At 54.1% G+C, this 16,384-nt stretch carries 21 protein-coding genes and 1 other annotated feature; of the genes, 7 read left to right on the forward strand and 14 right to left on the reverse strand.

Translation table 11 applies throughout. From position 1 onward, the window contains the following. Positions 1–99 precede the first annotated feature (99 nt). From HCH49_RS07510 to thrS, 12 genes are all read right to left on the reverse strand, one after another. Positions 100–564, reverse strand: coding sequence for an NlpC/P60 family protein (locus HCH49_RS07510; protein ID WP_047061629.1), 465 nt, complete (start codon positions 562–564; stop codon positions 100–102). A 74-nt stretch (positions 565–638) separates the two neighbouring features. Beyond that, positions 639–1,394 (reverse strand): vitamin B12 ABC transporter ATP-binding protein BtuD, encoded by a 756-nt coding sequence (gene btuD / locus HCH49_RS07515; RefSeq protein WP_069302682.1) that lies wholly within the window; start codon positions 1,392–1,394, stop codon positions 639–641. Beyond that, positions 1,394–1,945, reverse strand: a complete 552-nt coding sequence (locus tag HCH49_RS07520) for a glutathione peroxidase (protein WP_221702479.1) — start codon at positions 1,943–1,945, stop codon at positions 1,394–1,396. Before HCH49_RS07520 ends, btuD begins: the two co-directional genes overlap by 1 nt. Before the next feature lie 34 nt (positions 1,946–1,979). After that, the gene (btuC, locus tag HCH49_RS07525; protein WP_221702480.1) at positions 1,980–2,960 is read right to left on the reverse strand and encodes a vitamin B12 ABC transporter permease BtuC; all 981 of its coding nucleotides are present in this window, start codon (positions 2,958–2,960) and stop codon (positions 1,980–1,982) included. Between the two features lie 103 nt (positions 2,961–3,063). After that, the gene (gene ihfA, locus HCH49_RS07530; RefSeq protein WP_003857805.1) at positions 3,064–3,363 is read right to left on the reverse strand and encodes an integration host factor subunit alpha; all 300 of its coding nucleotides are present in this window, start codon (positions 3,361–3,363) and stop codon (positions 3,064–3,066) included. A gap of 4 nt (positions 3,364–3,367) precedes the next feature. Further along, positions 3,368–5,755, reverse strand: a complete 2,388-nt coding sequence (pheT, locus tag HCH49_RS07535) for a phenylalanine--tRNA ligase subunit beta (protein WP_058840787.1) — start codon at positions 5,753–5,755, stop codon at positions 3,368–3,370. Positions 5,756–5,770: 15 nt separating this feature from the next. After that, entirely contained in the window at positions 5,771–6,754 is a 984-nt protein-coding gene (gene pheS, locus HCH49_RS07540) for a phenylalanine--tRNA ligase subunit alpha (protein WP_033145275.1), read from the reverse strand. 62 nt (positions 6,755–6,816) lie between these two features. Beyond that, positions 6,817–6,941 (reverse strand) — a sequence feature (Phe leader region). Next, on the reverse strand, positions 6,892–6,936 hold the full coding sequence (pheM, locus tag HCH49_RS07545) for a pheST operon leader peptide PheM (RefSeq protein ID WP_001386830.1): 45 nt from the start codon (positions 6,934–6,936) through the stop codon (positions 6,892–6,894). (Overlaps the previous feature by 45 nt.) 117 nt (positions 6,942–7,058) lie before the next feature. Then, on the reverse strand, positions 7,059–7,415 hold the full coding sequence (gene rplT, locus HCH49_RS07550) for a 50S ribosomal protein L20 (protein ID WP_000124850.1): 357 nt from the start codon (positions 7,413–7,415) through the stop codon (positions 7,059–7,061). A 50-nt stretch (positions 7,416–7,465) separates the two neighbouring features. After that, complete coding sequence (gene rpmI / locus HCH49_RS07555; protein ID WP_003030583.1) at positions 7,466–7,663, reverse strand: 50S ribosomal protein L35; 198 nt, start codon at positions 7,661–7,663, stop codon at positions 7,466–7,468. A 97-nt stretch (positions 7,664–7,760) separates the two neighbouring features. Next, positions 7,761–8,303: a translation initiation factor IF-3 gene (gene infC, locus HCH49_RS07560; protein ID WP_014069901.1), complete on the reverse strand. Its 543-nt coding sequence runs from the start codon at positions 8,301–8,303 to the stop codon at positions 7,761–7,763. Positions 8,304–8,306: 3 nt separating this feature from the next. Continuing rightward, positions 8,307–10,235, reverse strand: coding sequence for a threonine--tRNA ligase (gene thrS / locus HCH49_RS07565; RefSeq protein WP_008500657.1), 1,929 nt, complete (start codon positions 10,233–10,235; stop codon positions 8,307–8,309). A gap of 322 nt (positions 10,236–10,557) precedes the next feature. Here thrS and yncL point away from each other — a divergent pair, with 322 nt between their 5' ends. Then, positions 10,558–10,650: a stress response membrane protein YncL gene (gene yncL / locus HCH49_RS07570; protein WP_021241082.1), complete on the forward strand. Its 93-nt coding sequence runs from the start codon at positions 10,558–10,560 to the stop codon at positions 10,648–10,650. A gap of 98 nt (positions 10,651–10,748) precedes the next feature. Continuing rightward, complete coding sequence (gene yniD / locus HCH49_RS07575; RefSeq protein WP_008500658.1) at positions 10,749–10,856, forward strand: small membrane protein YniD; 108 nt, start codon at positions 10,749–10,751, stop codon at positions 10,854–10,856. An 80-nt stretch (positions 10,857–10,936) separates the two neighbouring features. On the opposite strand, the gene HCH49_RS07580 is transcribed toward yniD, so the two are convergent. Continuing rightward, complete coding sequence (locus HCH49_RS07580) at positions 10,937–11,695, reverse strand: YdiY family protein (RefSeq protein ID WP_033145273.1); 759 nt, start codon at positions 11,693–11,695, stop codon at positions 10,937–10,939. Positions 11,696–11,990: 295 nt separating this feature from the next. Here HCH49_RS07580 and pfkB point away from each other — a divergent pair, with 295 nt between their 5' ends. The 3 genes from pfkB to HCH49_RS07595 all read left to right on the forward strand — a co-directional run bounded on the left by pfkB (position 11,991) and on the right by HCH49_RS07595 (position 14,287). After that, positions 11,991–12,923, forward strand: a complete 933-nt coding sequence (gene pfkB / locus HCH49_RS07585; RefSeq protein ID WP_221702891.1) for a 6-phosphofructokinase II — start codon at positions 11,991–11,993, stop codon at positions 12,921–12,923. A gap of 107 nt (positions 12,924–13,030) precedes the next feature. Beyond that, positions 13,031–13,321 carry a type V toxin-antitoxin system endoribonuclease antitoxin GhoS gene (gene ghoS / locus HCH49_RS07590; protein ID WP_221702481.1) on the forward strand — a complete coding sequence of 97 codons (291 nt, stop codon included), beginning with the start codon at positions 13,031–13,033 and terminating at the stop codon, positions 13,319–13,321. Positions 13,322–13,426: 105 nt separating this feature from the next. Next, positions 13,427–14,287 (forward strand): fructosamine kinase family protein, encoded by an 861-nt coding sequence (locus HCH49_RS07595; protein ID WP_029740438.1) that lies wholly within the window; start codon positions 13,427–13,429, stop codon positions 14,285–14,287. A gap of 36 nt (positions 14,288–14,323) precedes the next feature. Here the strand turns inward: HCH49_RS07595 and HCH49_RS07600 are convergent, their stop codons facing one another. Continuing rightward, a complete protein-coding gene (locus tag HCH49_RS07600) occupies positions 14,324–14,860 on the reverse strand; it encodes a YniB family protein (RefSeq protein WP_023311291.1) in 537 nt (178 codons plus the stop codon). A gap of 148 nt (positions 14,861–15,008) precedes the next feature. Here HCH49_RS07600 and hxpB point away from each other — a divergent pair, with 148 nt between their 5' ends. Both hxpB and HCH49_RS07610 read left to right on the forward strand, forming a co-directional pair. Beyond that, the gene (hxpB, locus tag HCH49_RS07605) at positions 15,009–15,680 is read left to right on the forward strand and encodes a hexitol phosphatase HxpB (RefSeq protein WP_033145270.1); all 672 of its coding nucleotides are present in this window, start codon (positions 15,009–15,011) and stop codon (positions 15,678–15,680) included. A 101-nt stretch (positions 15,681–15,781) separates the two neighbouring features. Continuing rightward, positions 15,782–16,372: a metal-dependent hydrolase gene (locus HCH49_RS07610; protein WP_014883483.1), complete on the forward strand. Its 591-nt coding sequence runs from the start codon at positions 15,782–15,784 to the stop codon at positions 16,370–16,372. Positions 16,373–16,384: the final 12 nt, after the last annotated feature.

The raw sequence follows: 16,384 nt of genomic DNA on the forward strand, positions 1-16,384 counted from the left end.
GCTAATTTTAGATAAATTTAACTTTAAGCATCTTATTTGAGAAAAAACGGCATGATTTATTAGAGACCATGCCGTCATAAGAGAAGTGTCTGACAAAGACTATATACGTCGTGCCTGCCAGAAATTTTTACGCCAGTAAACATTATCAAGAGAAGAGCGCATCACCCCGCGGCTTGTCGAGGCGTGAATGAACTGATTGTCTGTATCATATATGCCCACATGAAGACCGCTTTCACCCGATCCGGTTTTGAAGAAAACCAGGTCCCCGGGGAGAAGATCGCCTTTATCAATTTCAGTGCCAATTTCGGCCTGCTTGCGCGTTTCGCGCGGAAGCTGTAAATCAAACTTGTCGCGGAACGTCATCAGAACGAAGCCGGAACAATCTACGCCGCCGCGGCTCATTCCGCCGTAGCGATAAGGCGTACCGCGCCAGTTGCTCAGCTGATCGTTAAGGCTGGCAATGACGGTGATCGAATCTGAAAGCCGTGGGTTAGGCGGCGGCGCACGATGGCTACTGCATCCCGCAAGAAAAAGTGCGGCCATCAGGAGAAACCAGAATCGCATTTTCAGACGAATCCTCTGCTTTTTTTGTTCTTTTCGTAATTTAGCGTGCAATTGTGCTAAGAGGCAAGAAACGGTTACGTCTGCCCGGTAGAAATCAGCATCTTATGTCCCTCAATATCCAGCCTGCGGAACGACATGTTGTACGCGCGGGCAAGATGGGGCGGCGTAAGAACCCGATCCCGCGCGCCGCTGGCGATCATCTTTCCCTGCGACAGCAGCCACACCCGGTGGGCATGACGCAGGGTGTGGTTGAGGTCATGACTGCTCATCACCACGCCGATACCTTTTCGGCTCAGGGCGCTTAACAGCGTATCCAGTGCCGCCTGCTGCGCCACGTCCAGACCGCTCATGGGTTCATCGAGAAGCAGCATTCGTCCGTGAGGATTACCTGCCGGGTGGATCTGAAGAATGACGGCCGCCAGGCGCACCCGCTGCCACTCTCCGCCGGAAAGCTGGCTGGCGTGCCGGGACAGTTTATCTTCCAGCCCCAGGGCCGCGGCAACGTCCGTCAGCAGTGCCGTCTGTTGTTTGTCGTGCAAATGCAGCATCAGATAGTGCCAGACCGGCATCGCAAAGGGCGGCACCTGCTGCTGCACGAGGTAACTGCGCCGATGCGCCAGCGAGACCGGTGACCAGTCGGCGAGCGTATGCTCCAGCAGCGTTATCTGCCCTTCTCCGACGGTCATGCCTGCCATCCTTGCCAGCAGCGTGCTCTTCCCTGCACCGTTTGGCCCGACAAGATGCAGGATTTCTCCCGCATTGATGGTACCGGTTATCGGCTCCAGACGTCCCCGCTCGGCAACGTCCGTGAGCTGCATCAGCAACGACATTATTTCGCCAGCGCCAGCTTGATCGATTCCATGACGATCGGATCCTCAGGGGTCATATCCGGCGAAAAACGCTGAACGACCTGGCCGTCGCGGCCAATCAGGAATTTTTCAAAATTCCACAGGATATCGTCCGGGTAAAGCGGCGCGCGGCCTTTGCTGGCCATGCGTTCATAAAAACCGCTTCCTTCCGGCGCAACGGCCTTCGGCGCGGCAGCGATCAGCTTCTCATACAGAGGATGGCGGTCTTCGCCGTTGACATCGATTTTGCTGAACATCGGGAACGTCACGCCATAGGTGGTGCTGCAGAAGGTTTTAATCTCCTCTTCGCTGCCCGGCTCCTGGCCCAGGAACTGGTTGCACGGGAAGCCCAGTACGGTGAAACCGTCTTTCTCCCAGGCCTTCTGAATGTTCTCCAGCTGCTCGTACTGCGGCGTCAGGCCACATTTGGATGCCACGTTGACGATAAGCAGCACGTTGCCTTTGTAGCCTTCCAGCGTGGTGTTATCGCCATCAATGGTGGTCACTTCAGTATTCAGGATGTCTGACTGCATAGCATTCCCTCAGGTTGTCTTACGGCTTGTTGAATTAACGTCCAGCTTTTAATAGTAGCCAGATAAATACCGGCGCGCCCAGCGTGGCGGTCACCACGCCAATCGGCAGCTCTGCGGACGTCAGGGCAAGCCGGGCGATGATATCAGCCACCAGCAGCGTGACGGCACCGGCAACCGCCGAGGCCGGAAGCAGGGTCCGATGGTCCGTGAGGCCACACAGACGCAGCATATGCGGAATAACCAGCCCGATAAAACCGATCGCGCCCGCCAGAGCCACGCTGACGCCGACCAGCCAGCCAATGACGATCACCAGCACATTACGCCAGAACCCAATCGGCATGCCGAGCTGGCGGGCAGAGGTTTCACCCAGCGCGAGCATATTCAGCGGCTGCGCCTGCAGGGCAGCCCACACGATAACCGGTACCAGCAGCGCCATCAGCCAGCCCTGGTGCCAGTCAACGCCGCCAAAGCCGCCCATCATCCAGTACATCAGCTGACGCAAGTCAAAGGATGTTGAGAAGTAGACCGCCCAGGTCATCAGCGCGCTACAAATGATCCCCAGCGCCACGCCGGCAAGCAGCAGGCGGCTGGTCGATAAGTGCCGTCTGGCAAAACGAAGAAGGATCGCGGTGATCAGCAGCGCGCCGAGGATAGCGCTCAGGCTAATACTCCATCCGGAGAGTTTTCCCCCACCCAGCATCACCGCCGCAATCAGGCCTACGCCTGCGCCGTTTGACACGCCGAGCAGCCCGGGCTCCGCCAGAGGGTTATCAAACAACGCCTGCATTATGGTGCCGCACAGCGCCAGCGAGGCGCCGACCAGAACCACCGCGACGGTGCGCGGCAGGCGAATTTGCCAGACGAAGAGCTGCCCGTCCGGCCCCCACCAGCTTTCAGGCCCGATCCATCTGTCGCCCGCGCAGAGGCTCACGCCCGCGGCGACAATGAGCAACAGCACCAGCAAAAGCAGGTGACGCTTATCGGAACGGTGCTGGCGATGGGCATAATCAAGCATGTGTACGGTTTTAGTAGCGAGAGATGTAATTGATTTTACGGCGGGTTTGCCGGAGAGCGCAAAGAAAAAAGGCCGCGTGGGCGGCCTTTTTAGTTAGTTCATATTACTCTGCTTTGGGCGTTGCGTTTTCGACACGGCTTTTCAACTTCTGGCCGGGTCTGAAGGTCACCACGCGGCGGGCTGTAATGGGAATATCTTCCCCCGTCTTCGGGTTGCGGCCCGGACGTTGGTTTTTGTCTCGCAAATCAAAATTGCCAAAACCGGAGAGTTTTACCTGCTCACCATTTTCCAGAGCACGACGGATCTCTTCGAAAAACAGCTCTACCAGCTCTTTGGCATCCCGTTTGCTAAGCCCAAGCTTATCAAACAGATATTCTGACATTTCAGCTTTTGTAAGCGCCATAGGTTCAATCCCTCAATGATGCCTGGAATCGCTCTTTTAATGCCTCTACACATTTGGCGACGGTAGCGGCAATCTCCTCTTCTTCGAGTGTACGGCTGGTATCCTGAAGGATAAGGCTAATAGCGAGGCTCTTGAAACCTTCTGCTACGCCCTTGCCGCGGTACACGTCAAATAAGTTTACGCCAACTACCTGATTTACGCCAACTTTCTTACATTCGGCCAAAATATCTGCTGCAGGCACATTTTCCGCGACCACAACCGCGATATCACGGCGGTTTGCCGGGAAGCGGGAGACGTCCTGAGCCTGAGGAATAACACGGTCAGCCACCGGGTTCCATTCCAGCTCGAACACGATGGTACGGCCGTTCAGGTCCAGCTTACGCTCCAGCTCAGGGTGAACAACCCCAATAAAACCAACGCGTTTGCCGTCTAAATAGATAGCTGCGCTCTGGCCCGGATGCAGAGCCGGGATAGCTTCTGCGCGGAATTCAATTTCAGATAATTTACCGGTCAGATCCAGAATCGCTTCCAGATCGCCCTTCATATCGTAGAAATCAACCGTGCCTTTTGCCAGGTCCCAGTGCTCTTCATAGCGGTTGCCGCTGATGGCGCCAGCCAGCATGAGATCCTGACGGATGCCTAAATTTGCCTGATTATCCGGTACAAAGCGCAAACCGCTTTCGAAAATTCGCACGCGGTTTTGCTGGCGATTCTGGTTATAAACGACAGTACCCAGCAGGCCCGTCCACAGAGACAGACGCATCGCGGACATTTCGCTGGAAATTGGGCTTGGCAGGATCAGCGCCTCCTGACCCGGGTGGATCAGCTGCTGCAGCTTTGGATCAACGAAGCTGTAGGTGATCACTTCCTGGTAGCCTTTGTCGTTCAGCATGGTTTTCACGCGCTTCAGAGACAGGTCGGCTTCGCGGTGGGTGCCCATCACCAGACCTGCCTGGACAGGCTCGTCAGGGATGTTGTTGTAGCCGTAAACGCGGGCCACTTCTTCCACCAGATCTTCTTCAATTTCCATGTCGAAACGCCATGATGGCGCAACGGCTTTCCATTCGTCCTGGCCTTCGGTTACTTCACAGCCCAGACGTTTCAGGATGTCGGTTACCTGCGCATCGGCAACGTGATGGCCAATCAGGCGATCCAGCTTGCTGCGGCGCAGGGTGATGGTCGCACGCTTCGGCAGGGTCGCTTCGTTGGTGACGTCGATAACCGGCCCCGCTTCACCGCCGCAGATGTCGATCAGCAGGCGGGTCGCACGTTCCATCGCTTTGTACTGCAGCGCCGGGTCAACGCCGCGCTCGTAGCGGTGAGAGGCATCGGTATGCAGGCCGTGACGGCGTGCGCGACCGGTGATGGAGAGCGGGCTGAAGAACGCGCATTCCAGCAGGACGTTTTGCGTCTCGTCGTTCACGCCTGAGTGCTCGCCACCGAAGATACCGCCCATTGCCAGCGCTTTGCTGTGGTCAGCAATCACCAGGGTGTCGGCGTTCAGTTTCGCTTCGCTGCCGTCGAGCAGAACCAGGGTTTCGCCCTCTTTCGCCATGCGCACAACGATGCCGCCGTCGATACGATCTTTATCGAACGCGTGCATTGGCTGGCCCAGCTCCAGCAGAACGTAGTTGGTCACGTCAACCACGGCGTCGATAGAGCGAATACCGCAGCGGCGCAGCTTCTCTTTCATCCACAGCGGAGTTGGCGCTTTCACGTTGATGCCTTTTACCACGCGACCGAGGTAGCGCGGGCAAGCATCCGCAGCGTCAACCTGAATAGGCAGCACGTCACTGATGGTCGCTTCAACCGGCGCAATGTCCGGCGCGTTCAGCTCAGTCTGGTTCAGCACGGCCACGTCGCGCGCCACGCCGATGATACCTAAGCAGTCGGCACGGTTTGGCGTAACGCTGATTTCGATGGTGTTGTCATCAAGCTTCAGGTATTCACGGATATCGGTGCCGATTGGCGCATCCAGCGGCAGCTCAATAATGCCGTTGTGATCGTCGGAAATACCCAGCTCGGAGAAGGAGCACAGCATGCCTTCAGACGGCTCGCCGCGCAGCTTAGCCGCTTTAATTTTGAAATCACCCGGCAGCACCGCACCGACGGTCGCCACGGCCACCTTCAGGCCCTGACGGCAGTTTGGCGCACCGCAGACGATATCCAGCAGACGGTCACCGCCCACGTTTACTTTTGTTACGCGCAGTTTGTCAGCGTTAGGGTGCTGGCCGCACTCGACCACTTCGCCGACAACCACGCCGCTGAAGGCACCGGAAACCGGCTCAACGCCGTCCACTTCCAGACCCGCCATGGTGATCTGGTTAGAAAGCGCGTCGCTGTCCAGCGTGGTGTTTACCCACTCGCGTAACCACAGTTCACTGAATTTCATTGTTCTGTCCTGCCCTTATTTAAACTGTTTGAGGAAACGCAGATCGTTTTCGAAGAATGCACGTAAGTCGGTCACGCCGTAACGCAGCATGGTCAGACGCTCCATGCCCATGCCGAAAGCAAAGCCGGAGTAAACTTCCGGATCGATACCCACGTTGCGCAGCACGTTTGGATGCACCATGCCGCAGCCCAGCACTTCCAGCCATTTGCCGTTTTTACCCATCACGTCAACTTCCGCAGACGGTTCGGTGAACGGGAAGTAGGACGGACGGAAACGAACCTGCAGATCTTCCTCAAAGAAGTTGTTCAGGAAATCGTGCAGCGTGCCCTTCAGGTTGGTGAAGCTGATGTTTTTATCAACAATCAGACCTTCCATCTGGTGGAACATTGGCGTGTGGGTCTGATCGTAGTCGTTACGATAGACGCGGCCCGGCGCGATAATGCGGATTGGCGGCTCCTGATCCTTCATGGTACGGATCTGAACGCCGGAGGTCTGAGTACGCAGCAGACGCGTAGCGTCGAACCAGAAAGTGTCGTGGTCAGCGCGTGCCGGATGATGGCCAGGAATGTTCAGGGCGTCGAAGTTGTGGTAATCATCTTCGATTTCCGGGCCAGTCGCCACGGTAAAGCCGAGCTCACCGAAGAAACTTTCAATGCGATCGATGGTGCGGGTAACCGGATGCAGACCACCGTTTTCGATACGGCGACCCGGCAGAGAAACGTCGATCGTCTCTGCGGCCAGACGCGCATTCAGCACCGCGCTTTCCAGCTCGGCTTTACGCGCGTTCAGCGCCTGCTGTACCTGCTCTTTGGCTTCGTTAATCACCGCACCTGCTGCCGGGCGTTCTTCTGCCGGCAGCTCACGCAGGGTTGTCATCTGAAGGGTCAGGTGCCCTTTCTTCCCAAGATATTCGACGCGGACATTGTCTAACGCGGCAACATCTGAGGCCTGATTAATGGCGGCTGTTGCACTGGCAACCAGCTCTGCGAGATGTGACATGATTTTCCTCATTATGTCGGTGCAGACACCGATTTGGTGGAGTTATTCTCTCAAATTCAGGCACAAAAAAAGCCTCCATCGGGAGGCTTATCTGGCGCTGTTTTTCGTTTCATCTTTCACGCGCTAGCCTCCTGAAATCAGGTGCTAAAGTAAAAGAAGAAGCGGAAAATAGCAGCATTCATGCTTGCGTTACCTTGTCTGGTAAAAACCGTTAAGACCTTATTGAAAAGCCTGGACGGATAAATGTCAATCTTCTGATGGTGTTAAATGAAAAGAGGGAGCAAAGCCCCCTCTCTCAACTGGCTTATGCCAGTGCTGCTTTCGCTTTTTCGACCAGAGCGGTGAACGCTACTTTGTCGAATACTGCGATGTCAGCCAGGATCTTACGGTCGATTTCAACAGAGGCTTTTTTCAGGCCGTTGATGAATTTGCTGTAAGAAATACCGTTCTGACGTGCTGCTGCGTTGATACGCGCAATCCACAGTTGACGGAACTGACGCTTACGCTGACGACGGTCACGGTAAGCGTACTGACCTGCTTTGATAACAGCCTGGAAGGCAACGCGGTATACGCGTGAACGCGCACCGTAGTAGCCTTTAGCTTGTTTCAAAATTTTCTTGTGACGTGCACGTGCAATTACACCACGTTTTACGCGAGCCATATGTGCTCTCCTGTATCTATATTCTTAGTAAAAAATTAAACGTTAACGGCTTATGCGTACGGCAGGCACGCGATAACCAGACCCAGATCGCCTTTAGAAACGAGGCCTTTTGGACGCAGGTGACGTTTACGCTTAGTAGATTTTTTGGTCAGAATATGACGCAGGTTTGCGTGCTTACGCTTAAATCCACCACCACCGGTTTTTTTGAAGCGCTTAGCAGCACCGCGTACGGTCTTAATTTTTGGCATCTTAATAACTTCCACTTCGCATTGTTAAATAAACGAAACATAGGCGAACAAAACCTATGAAACCCGAAGGCTCCACAGATTTTGCTGCTTGAAGGCCTTACTGTTTCTTCTTAGGAGCGAGCACCATGATCATCTGGCGGCCTTCGATCTTCGTAGGGAAGGATTCGACTACTGCCAGTTCACTCAGATCGTCACGGACGCGGTTAAGCACTTCCATACCAATCTGTTGGTGGGCCATCTCACGACCGCGGAAACGCAGTGTGATCTTGGCCTTATCGCCATCTTCCAGAAAGCGAATCAGGCTGCGGAGTTTTACCTGATAATCGCCATCGTCGGTACCAGGACGGAATTTGATTTCCTTAACCTGGATAACTTTTTGCTTCTTCTTCTGTTCCTTAGAAGACTTACTCTTTTCATAAAGGAACTTGCCGTAGTCCATGATACGACAAACTGGCGGTTCGGCGTTAGGGCTGATTTCAACTAAATCTACTCCAGCTTCTTCAGCTTTTTCGATCGCTTCTCTCAGACTCACAATCCCCAGTGGTTCACCTTCAAGATCTGTTAAGCGAACTTCCTGGGCGCGAATCTCGCCATTGATACGATTCGGACGTGCCGTTTGAACTCGTTTTCCGCCTTTAATACCTTATTCCTCCAGTTGTTGAAGACTGCGGCTGCGAATCTCTTGTTGCAGCTTCTCAATCACTTCACTTACGTCCAGGCTGCCCAGGTCTTTACCACGGCGGGTGCGAACGGCAACTTTGCCTGCTTCCACCTCTTTATCACCACAGACCAACATATACGGGACACGACGTAAAGTGTGCTCGCGGATTTTAAAGCCAATCTTCTCATTTCTCAAGTCTGCTTTTACGCGAATGCCCGCATTTTGTAGTTTCTGCGTCAATTCTTTAACGTAATCCGCCTGAGAATCGGTAATGTTCATCACCACGACCTGCACTGGCGCAAGCCAGGTTGGGAAGAAGCCAGCGAACTCTTCGGTCAGGATGCCGATGAAGCGCTCCAGAGAACCGAGAATTGCACGGTGAATCATTACCGGTACCTGACGCTCGTTGTCTTCGCCAACATAAGAGGCGCTTAAACGCTGCGGCAGGGAGAAGTCCAGCTGTACAGTACCGCACTGCCATGCGCGATCGAGGCAGTCATACAGGGTAAATTCAATTTTCGGACCGTAGAATGCGCCCTCGCCCAGCTGGTATTCGAACGGTATGCCGTTCTCTTCCAGCGCCACGGCGAGATCCGCTTCTGCGCGATCCCATGTCTCATCGCTGCCGATACGTTTTTCCGGACGCGTTGAGAGTTTGACTACGATCTTCTCGAAGCCAAAGGTGCTGTACATATCGTAGACCATACGAATACAGGCGTTAACTTCGTCACGGACCTGATCTTCAGTACAGAAGATATGCGCATCATCCTGAGTAAAGCCACGAACACGCATCAGACCGTGCAGCGCACCTGATGGTTCGTTACGGTGGCAGCTACCGAACTCCGCCATACGCAGCGGCAGGTCGCGGTAGGACTTCAGACCCTGGTTGAAGATCTGAACGTGGCCCGGGCAGTTCATTGGCTTGATGCAGTATTCACGGTTCTCAGACGAGGTGGTGAACATCGCATCTTTGTAGTTGTCCCAGTGGCCGGTTTTTTCCCACAGCACACGGTCCATCATGAACGGGCCTTTCACTTCCTGATACTGGTACTCTTTCAGCTTGGAGCGTACGAAAGTTTCCAGTTCACGGAAGATAGTCCAGCCGTCGTTATGCCAGAACACCATACCCGGCGCTTCTTCCTGCATGTGGTACAGGTCAAGCTGCTTACCGATTTTACGGTGGTCACGCTTCGCCGCCTCTTCCAGGCGCAGCAGGTATGCGTTCAGGGCTTTTTTATCAGCCCACGCGGTACCATAAATACGCTGCAACATTTTGTTGTTGCTGTCGCCACGCCAGTAGGCGCCCGCGATCTTCATCAGCTTAAAGTGATGACAGAAGCGCATGTTCGGCACGTGCGGTCCACGGCACATGTCGACGTATTCTTCGTGATGGTACAAGCCAGGCTTGTCATCATGCGAAATGTTTTCGTCAAGAATAGAGACTTTATAGCTCTCGCCGCGCTTCACGAAGGTTTCACGCGCTTCGTGCCAGCTGACTTTCTTCTTGATGACGTCATAGTTCGTTTCGGCGAGCTCGTGCATGCGTTTTTCGAGCGCGTCGATATCTTCCTGAGTCAGGGTGTGGTCAAGGTCAACGTCATAGTAGAAACCATTGTCGATAACCGGACCGATCGCCATTTTGGTGTTTGGCCACAGCTGTTTGATGGCATGGCCTAACAGGTGCGCGCAGGAGTGACGAATGATCTCCAGACCTTCTTCGTCTTTCGCAGTGATGATTGCAAGCGTCGCATCGTTTTCGATCAGATCGGAAGCATCCACCAGCTCACCGTTAACGCGGCCAGCGATAGTCGCTTTCGCGAGACCAGGACCAATGTCCAGGGCAACATCCATTGGGCTAACAGCACGGTCGAAATGGCGTTGGCTGCCATCAGGAAGAGTAATTACAGGCATTTTATATCCTTATTTGCAGTGATGCCCCACACATAAGAGCATATACAAAGAAAATAATCGTGATTTGACAATAGATTACGACACCATCTGACCAACAATCGTCAAATTGGTTCGTCATCATTCACCAGCCGAATTCAGATTAATGTGGATTTACGGCAAGCGACGTAATGTTAACACTAACGGCAAGGAGATTGCACCCTCTGCGGCCAGATTGATGGGCTGGCGCTTTCGTACGAATTTGCAGGTTGCTTCTCCCCTGCGCTCGCATTTCAAAGATGCTGGGCTACCCTTGAACAGGTCTTTAAACCCAAAGGTGCATACCATGAACGTATCCAGTAGAACGGTTGTGATATTGAACATCCTTTCCGCCACAGGTTTATTGTTGATTCTCGCCGAACGATTCCACTGGTTCTGAGCCGAATCCTGCGCTGGCATAACCCAATCGATCCTGAGAAGGGGCATATTTCGGCCCTGTTTGGTAGACTGGGGATATCAACCAACAAGGATTAGGTTATGCCAACTAAACGATTTGCCGTAAAACACTGGAAAATGGTGCTGGTGCTGATTGCCATCTGCGGCGCAATGCTGCTACTCCGTTGGGCGGCAATGATTTGGGGCTAGGGGCGAAGACAAGTCATCAGAAGGGACGTCTAAAGACCGCAGACAATAAACGGGCCGACATCATCATCGGCCCGCTTTTATTACATTCTATAACCCAGTGAAACCGTGGTTCTGCGGTCGGTATGATCCGGTGCAGATTCTGGTGGTGAAGAGTTCCAGGTCACGTTGTAGGCGACTTTCAGGCCAAAGTGTTCGTTGATAGCCACGTTCAGCGCCGTCTCAGAGTTCAGCGTCGTATCGTCGGCACCAAATACAGAAACACCCTGGGTAAATTTGGTGTTGTCAGTCATCTGCCAGGCATAGGTACCGGAAGCGTAACCGAGCGGTTGGGTTTTAGTATCGCCATTGGTGTACTCGTCATAACGCACACCCGGACCGAATTCAAAACGGAAGCTGTGTACCGGACCGTTCAGGAACTGGCGACCATAACCGGCGGTGAATACATCGCGCTGGCGATAACCGTTGTAACGGTCGGTTAACCAGCTTGCCTGACCAAACAGGTAGTCATAGTCGGTCATGTTGTAACGGCTACGTCCGCCTACCGCATACTTCTCGGAAGAACGTTCGTCGTTAGCGGAAGTGTTGCTGGCATTACCCCATAGAGACCAGGCGGTGGTATTACCGTACCAGGTTAGCGTACTGTCCGCCGTCAGAGAAGAGCTTTTGGTGTTACCGGATTGTGCCAGGTATCCGGCGTTCAGGTTACCTTCAAACGGTTTTTTCGCGGTGGAAGGATCGTCCATGACAGTAAAAACGGTATCATCAGCGGTCGCGTTCATAGCCGCAAACACGCCACCCGCCAGCATCAGTGCAGCGGGCACTGTCTTTAAAAGCTTCATTTTATTAAGGAGTCCGTACAACAAAAAAAGAGACCACACGGTCCCGGAATCTTTCTTGAGGATCAATGACAAGGAGTCCAGAGAAAGGTAACAAATTATAAAAAGCCGCAAATAACATAGCAATGTTTTCTTATTTCATTTTTTGAATAAGAACGATCTCAAAAAGCGTTTTATTTTATATATCCCCCGCCTCACTTTTCGTCAGTATTCATATTTAAAATCATACTGTTATTTACATTGCCTTCCTGACAAATGGTGCCAGGCTAATAAGAACCCATGCTAAAAGGAGGTAATGATGGTTTCTATTTATACTCTGACGCTCTCCCCTTCCCTGGATTCCGCCACCCTGACGCCGCAGATTTACCCGGAAGGTAAATTGCGCTGCAGCGCCCCGGTCTTTGAGCCCGGCGGCGGCGGGATCAACGTGGCGCGCGCCATTACACACCTCGGCGGCAAAGCCACGGCCATTTTCCCCGCAGGCGGTGCCACCGGTGAACACCTGGTCTCTCTGCTGGCCGATGAACAGGTGGCCGTAGACACCGTCGAGGCGAAAGACTGGACGCGGCAAAACCTGCATGTCCACGTAGAATCCAGCGGCGAGCAGTACCGTTTTGTCATGCCGGGTGCGAAACTCAGCGATGACGAGTTTCGTCAGCTTGAAGAGAAAGTGCTGACGATAGAAAGCGGCGCGCTGCTGGTGGTAAGCGGCAGCCTGCCGCCCGGCGTAAGCCAGGAAAAATTGACGGCGCTGATTCAGGCCGCGCAGCAGCGCGGTATCCGCTGCATTGTCGACAGCAGCGGCGAGGCCCTGCAGGCGGCTCTGGTGCCGGGCAATCTTGAGCTGGTCAAACCCAACCAGAAAGAGTTAAGCGCGCTGGTCAACCGCGAACTGACGCAGCCTGATGATGTGCGCACCGCCGCGCAGGAGCTGGTGCGAAGCGGCAAAGCGCGGCGCGTAGTCGTCTCCCTTGGCCCTCAGGGGGCGCTGGCAGTCGATGAATCGTCGTCCGTTCAGGTTGTTCCACCGCCGATGAAGAGCCAGAGCACGGTTGGCGCGGGCGATAGCATGGTGGGTGCGATGACGCTAAAACTGGCGCAGGGCGCGTCTCTGCTCGAAATGACCCGCTACGGCGTGGCGGCGGGTAGCGCCGCCACCATCAACCAGGGCACGCGTCTCTGTTCGCTTGCCGATACGCAAAAAATCGTCGATTACCTGTCCCGAAATTAACCCCTCTTCCCCTTCGTCTTTAACGGAGGGGAATGTCGTCTCTGAGTCGCCAAACGCAAACTATCGACTATGCTAAGAAAACTTCCATGATAACAATGAGGTGAATTATGAGCAGTGGTGACATCACACGCTACGTCGTGACCATCAACCTTCATGAAGCATCGCTGACCGAGCTGAATGAGCTCAACAATGCTTTCACCCGGGCTAATTTTCTCCTCACGCTGACGGATGACGAGGGCAACATTCATGATTTAGGCACCCTGACATTTGGTCTGATCGGCGCCCTGAGTCAGGAAGAGGTTCATGCGCTGGCCGCCAGTCTGGTGGAGAGCGTGGCCGACAAGCCTGCCGAAATTGACGTGGATACCTGGGAAAGCTGGCGGAAAAAAGAACAATAAGTGCGCTGTATGAATTTAAACCGCTCAGGTGTGCGTTAGTTCGTATTTTTTTACCGCAGTTATGCGCTAACTTTATGATCTGGCAGACAACATGGGAGAGACAACATGTGGCAGGCTATCAGTCATCTTTTACGTGAGCAGCTGGGTGAAGGTGAAATTGAACTGCGTAACGAACTGCCAGGCGGTGAGATCCACGCCGCGTGGCATTTACGCTACGCAGGGCGCGATCTCTTCGTTAAATGCGATGAGCGAGAGCTGCTTCCAATATTTACCGCCGAAGCCGACCAGCTGGAGCTGTTGTCCCGCAGTAAAACGGTCACGGTCCCGCAGGTTCTGGCCGTGGGGAGCGACCGCGACTACAGCTTCCTGGTAATGGAATATCTCCCCGCCCGCCCGCTGGATGCCCATAATGCGTTCATCCTTGGCCAACAGTTGGCGCGCCTGCATCAATGGAGCGACCAGCCGCAGTTTGGTCTCGACTTTGACAACGATCTCTCCACCACGCCACAGCCCAATGCCTGGCAGCGTCGCTGGTCGACATTTTTTGCCGAGCAGCGCATTGGCTGGCAGCTTGAGCTGGCCGCCGAGAAAGGGCTGGAGTTTGGCAATATCGACGCCATCGTCGAGCATGTTCAACAGCGTCTGGCATCCCACCAGCCTCAGGCGTCTCTGCTGCACGGCGATTTGTGGTCCAATAACTGCGCGCTGGGTCCCAACGGCCCGTACATCTTTGACCCGGCCTGCTACTGGGGTGACAGAGAGTGCGATCTAGCCATGCTGCCACTTCATCCTGAGCAGCCGCCGCAAATATACGACGGATACCAGTCTGTTTCCCCCCTCCCGCCCGGTTTCCTCGACCGCCAGCCGGTGTATCAGCTTTATACGCTGATGAACCGTGCCATTCTTTTTGGCGGAGAACACCTTGTTAACGCGCAGCGGGCACTCGAGCGTATGCTTGCCGCCTGAGAAGATAACGGGTGGCCTTGCCGCCACCCTTATCGCTTACAGAAAACCGAGCAGTGAGAAGAAGAAGTATCCCGCCACAATGATAATCACGGGAAGGATGTAGAGCGGGAAAATTTGCAGGAAAATGGTGTGACGCGGCACAACAATGCGGGATTCAATCTGCTCCCGACTCATTCCTTCCGGGCCTTTGGCCTGCTCCAGAATCAACTGATCCTCAACGCCTTCGCGTAAAAAGCGCGTCTGGCGACTCATTCTCGCGCCAGAGGCTTGTAATGCCAGCGCGACAAAGATCAGGGCATATATCACCCAAAAGCCGATATTCAGCTGTTGATGAAAATCCGGGGTGGGTGAGTTAAACCAGAAGACATTCAAAAATGGCGTATTAAAACGCATCATCTCAATCATGACATGAGCGAAATCAAGCATTACCGCATTGATACCCGGCTGTTTTTCGCTGTGGTCGTACATAAATTTGAGTACAGAAATCAGCGTAGAAATGACGGCAGGAATAAAAATCACCCAGCCAGCAATACGTTTTAAGACCGCAATGCGTCCAGCTTGTTGATACGTCATCAGTTCCTCTTCATAAAGACGCGTTATTTGTGCCTAAGTCTACCTGCTGGTCATCAATTTCGCCCGCTCTTTAAAAGCAATATGCTAAATTGCAGAGTGTGCTTAGCACGTATCGTCTGTCGAACACCCTGGATAAGGAGACGTTGTGATGTCGACACCGCGCCAAATTCTTGCCGCAATTTTTGACATGGATGGATTACTGATCGATTCCGAACCGCTGTGGGATCGCGCCGAACTGGATGTGATGGCCAGCCTCGGCGTGGATATCAGCCGCCGTAATGAACTTCCCGATACGCTGGGCCTGCGCATCGATATGGTGGTTGACCTGTGGTTTGCCCAACAGCCTTGGGTAGGTCCCAATCGCGATGAGGTGACCGCACGCATTATCAGCCGCGCCATTTCTCTGGTGGAAGAGAACAGGCCGCTGCTGCCCGGCGTACGTGAGGCCGTCGCGCTGTGTAAAGCCCAGGGGCTGAAGGTCGGACTGGCCTCGGCTTCACCGCTACATATGCTGGAAAAAGTGCTCACGATGTTTGAACTGCGCGACAGTTTTGACGCGCTGGCGTCCGCTGAAAAATTGCCTTACAGCAAGCCGCACCCGCAGGTTTATCTGGACTGCGCCGCAAAGCTGGGCCTGGATCCCCTCAACTGCGTTGCGCTGGAAGATTCCGTTAACGGTATGGTGGCGTCGAAGGCTGCACGGATGCGCTCCATTGTGGTGCCCGCTGAAGAAGGCCGTCACGACCCCCGGTTTGCCCTCGCCGACGTGAAGCTTAACTCGCTGGCAGAACTCACTGCGCATCATCTGCAGGGCGGTTAACGCCCTTCTCCGGTTTGTGACAAACAGTTACACCGTCACCTCTTCCGCCTACTGTATAAAAACCCTATACTGTATGAATTGACAGTTTTGTGGGTTTTATCATGACGGCGGAAGGCCACCTGCTTTTTTCTATTGCGTGCGCAGTATTTGCCAAAAACGCTGAACTCACCCCCGTGCTGGCACAGGGGGACTGGTGGCATATTGTCCCTTCCGCCGTATTGACCTGTCTGCTGCCCGACATTGACCACCCCAAGTCCTTTCTCGGACAACGCCTGAAGTGGGTGTCGAAACCCATCGCCCGCGCGTTCGGCCATCGGGGGTTTACGCACAGCCTGCTGGCCGTGTTTGGCCTGCTGACGCTTTTCTATTTGAAGGTGCCCGAAAGCTGGATAGTCCCCGCCGATGCCATCCAGGGGATGGTGCTGGGCTATTTAAGCCATATTCTCGCCGATATGCTGACGCCTGCGGGCGTGCCGCTGCTGTGGCCCTGCCGCTGGCGTTTCCGTTTTCCGATCCTCGCACCGCAGAAAGGCAACCAGCTTGAGCGCGTATTGTGCATGGCGCTATTTGCTTATGCCGTCTGGATGCCGCAAACATTGCCCGAAAACAGTGCAGTTCGCTGGTCATCCCAGATGATTAATTCGCTGCAATTTCAGTTCAATCGCTTTATTCATCACCAGATTGAACAGTAAACCAACAAAATT

The sequence above is a fragment of the Enterobacter sp. Y17 genome, from assembly GCF_019730495.1.
GTDB classification, from domain to species: domain Bacteria; phylum Pseudomonadota; class Gammaproteobacteria; order Enterobacterales; family Enterobacteriaceae; genus Enterobacter; species Enterobacter asburiae_B.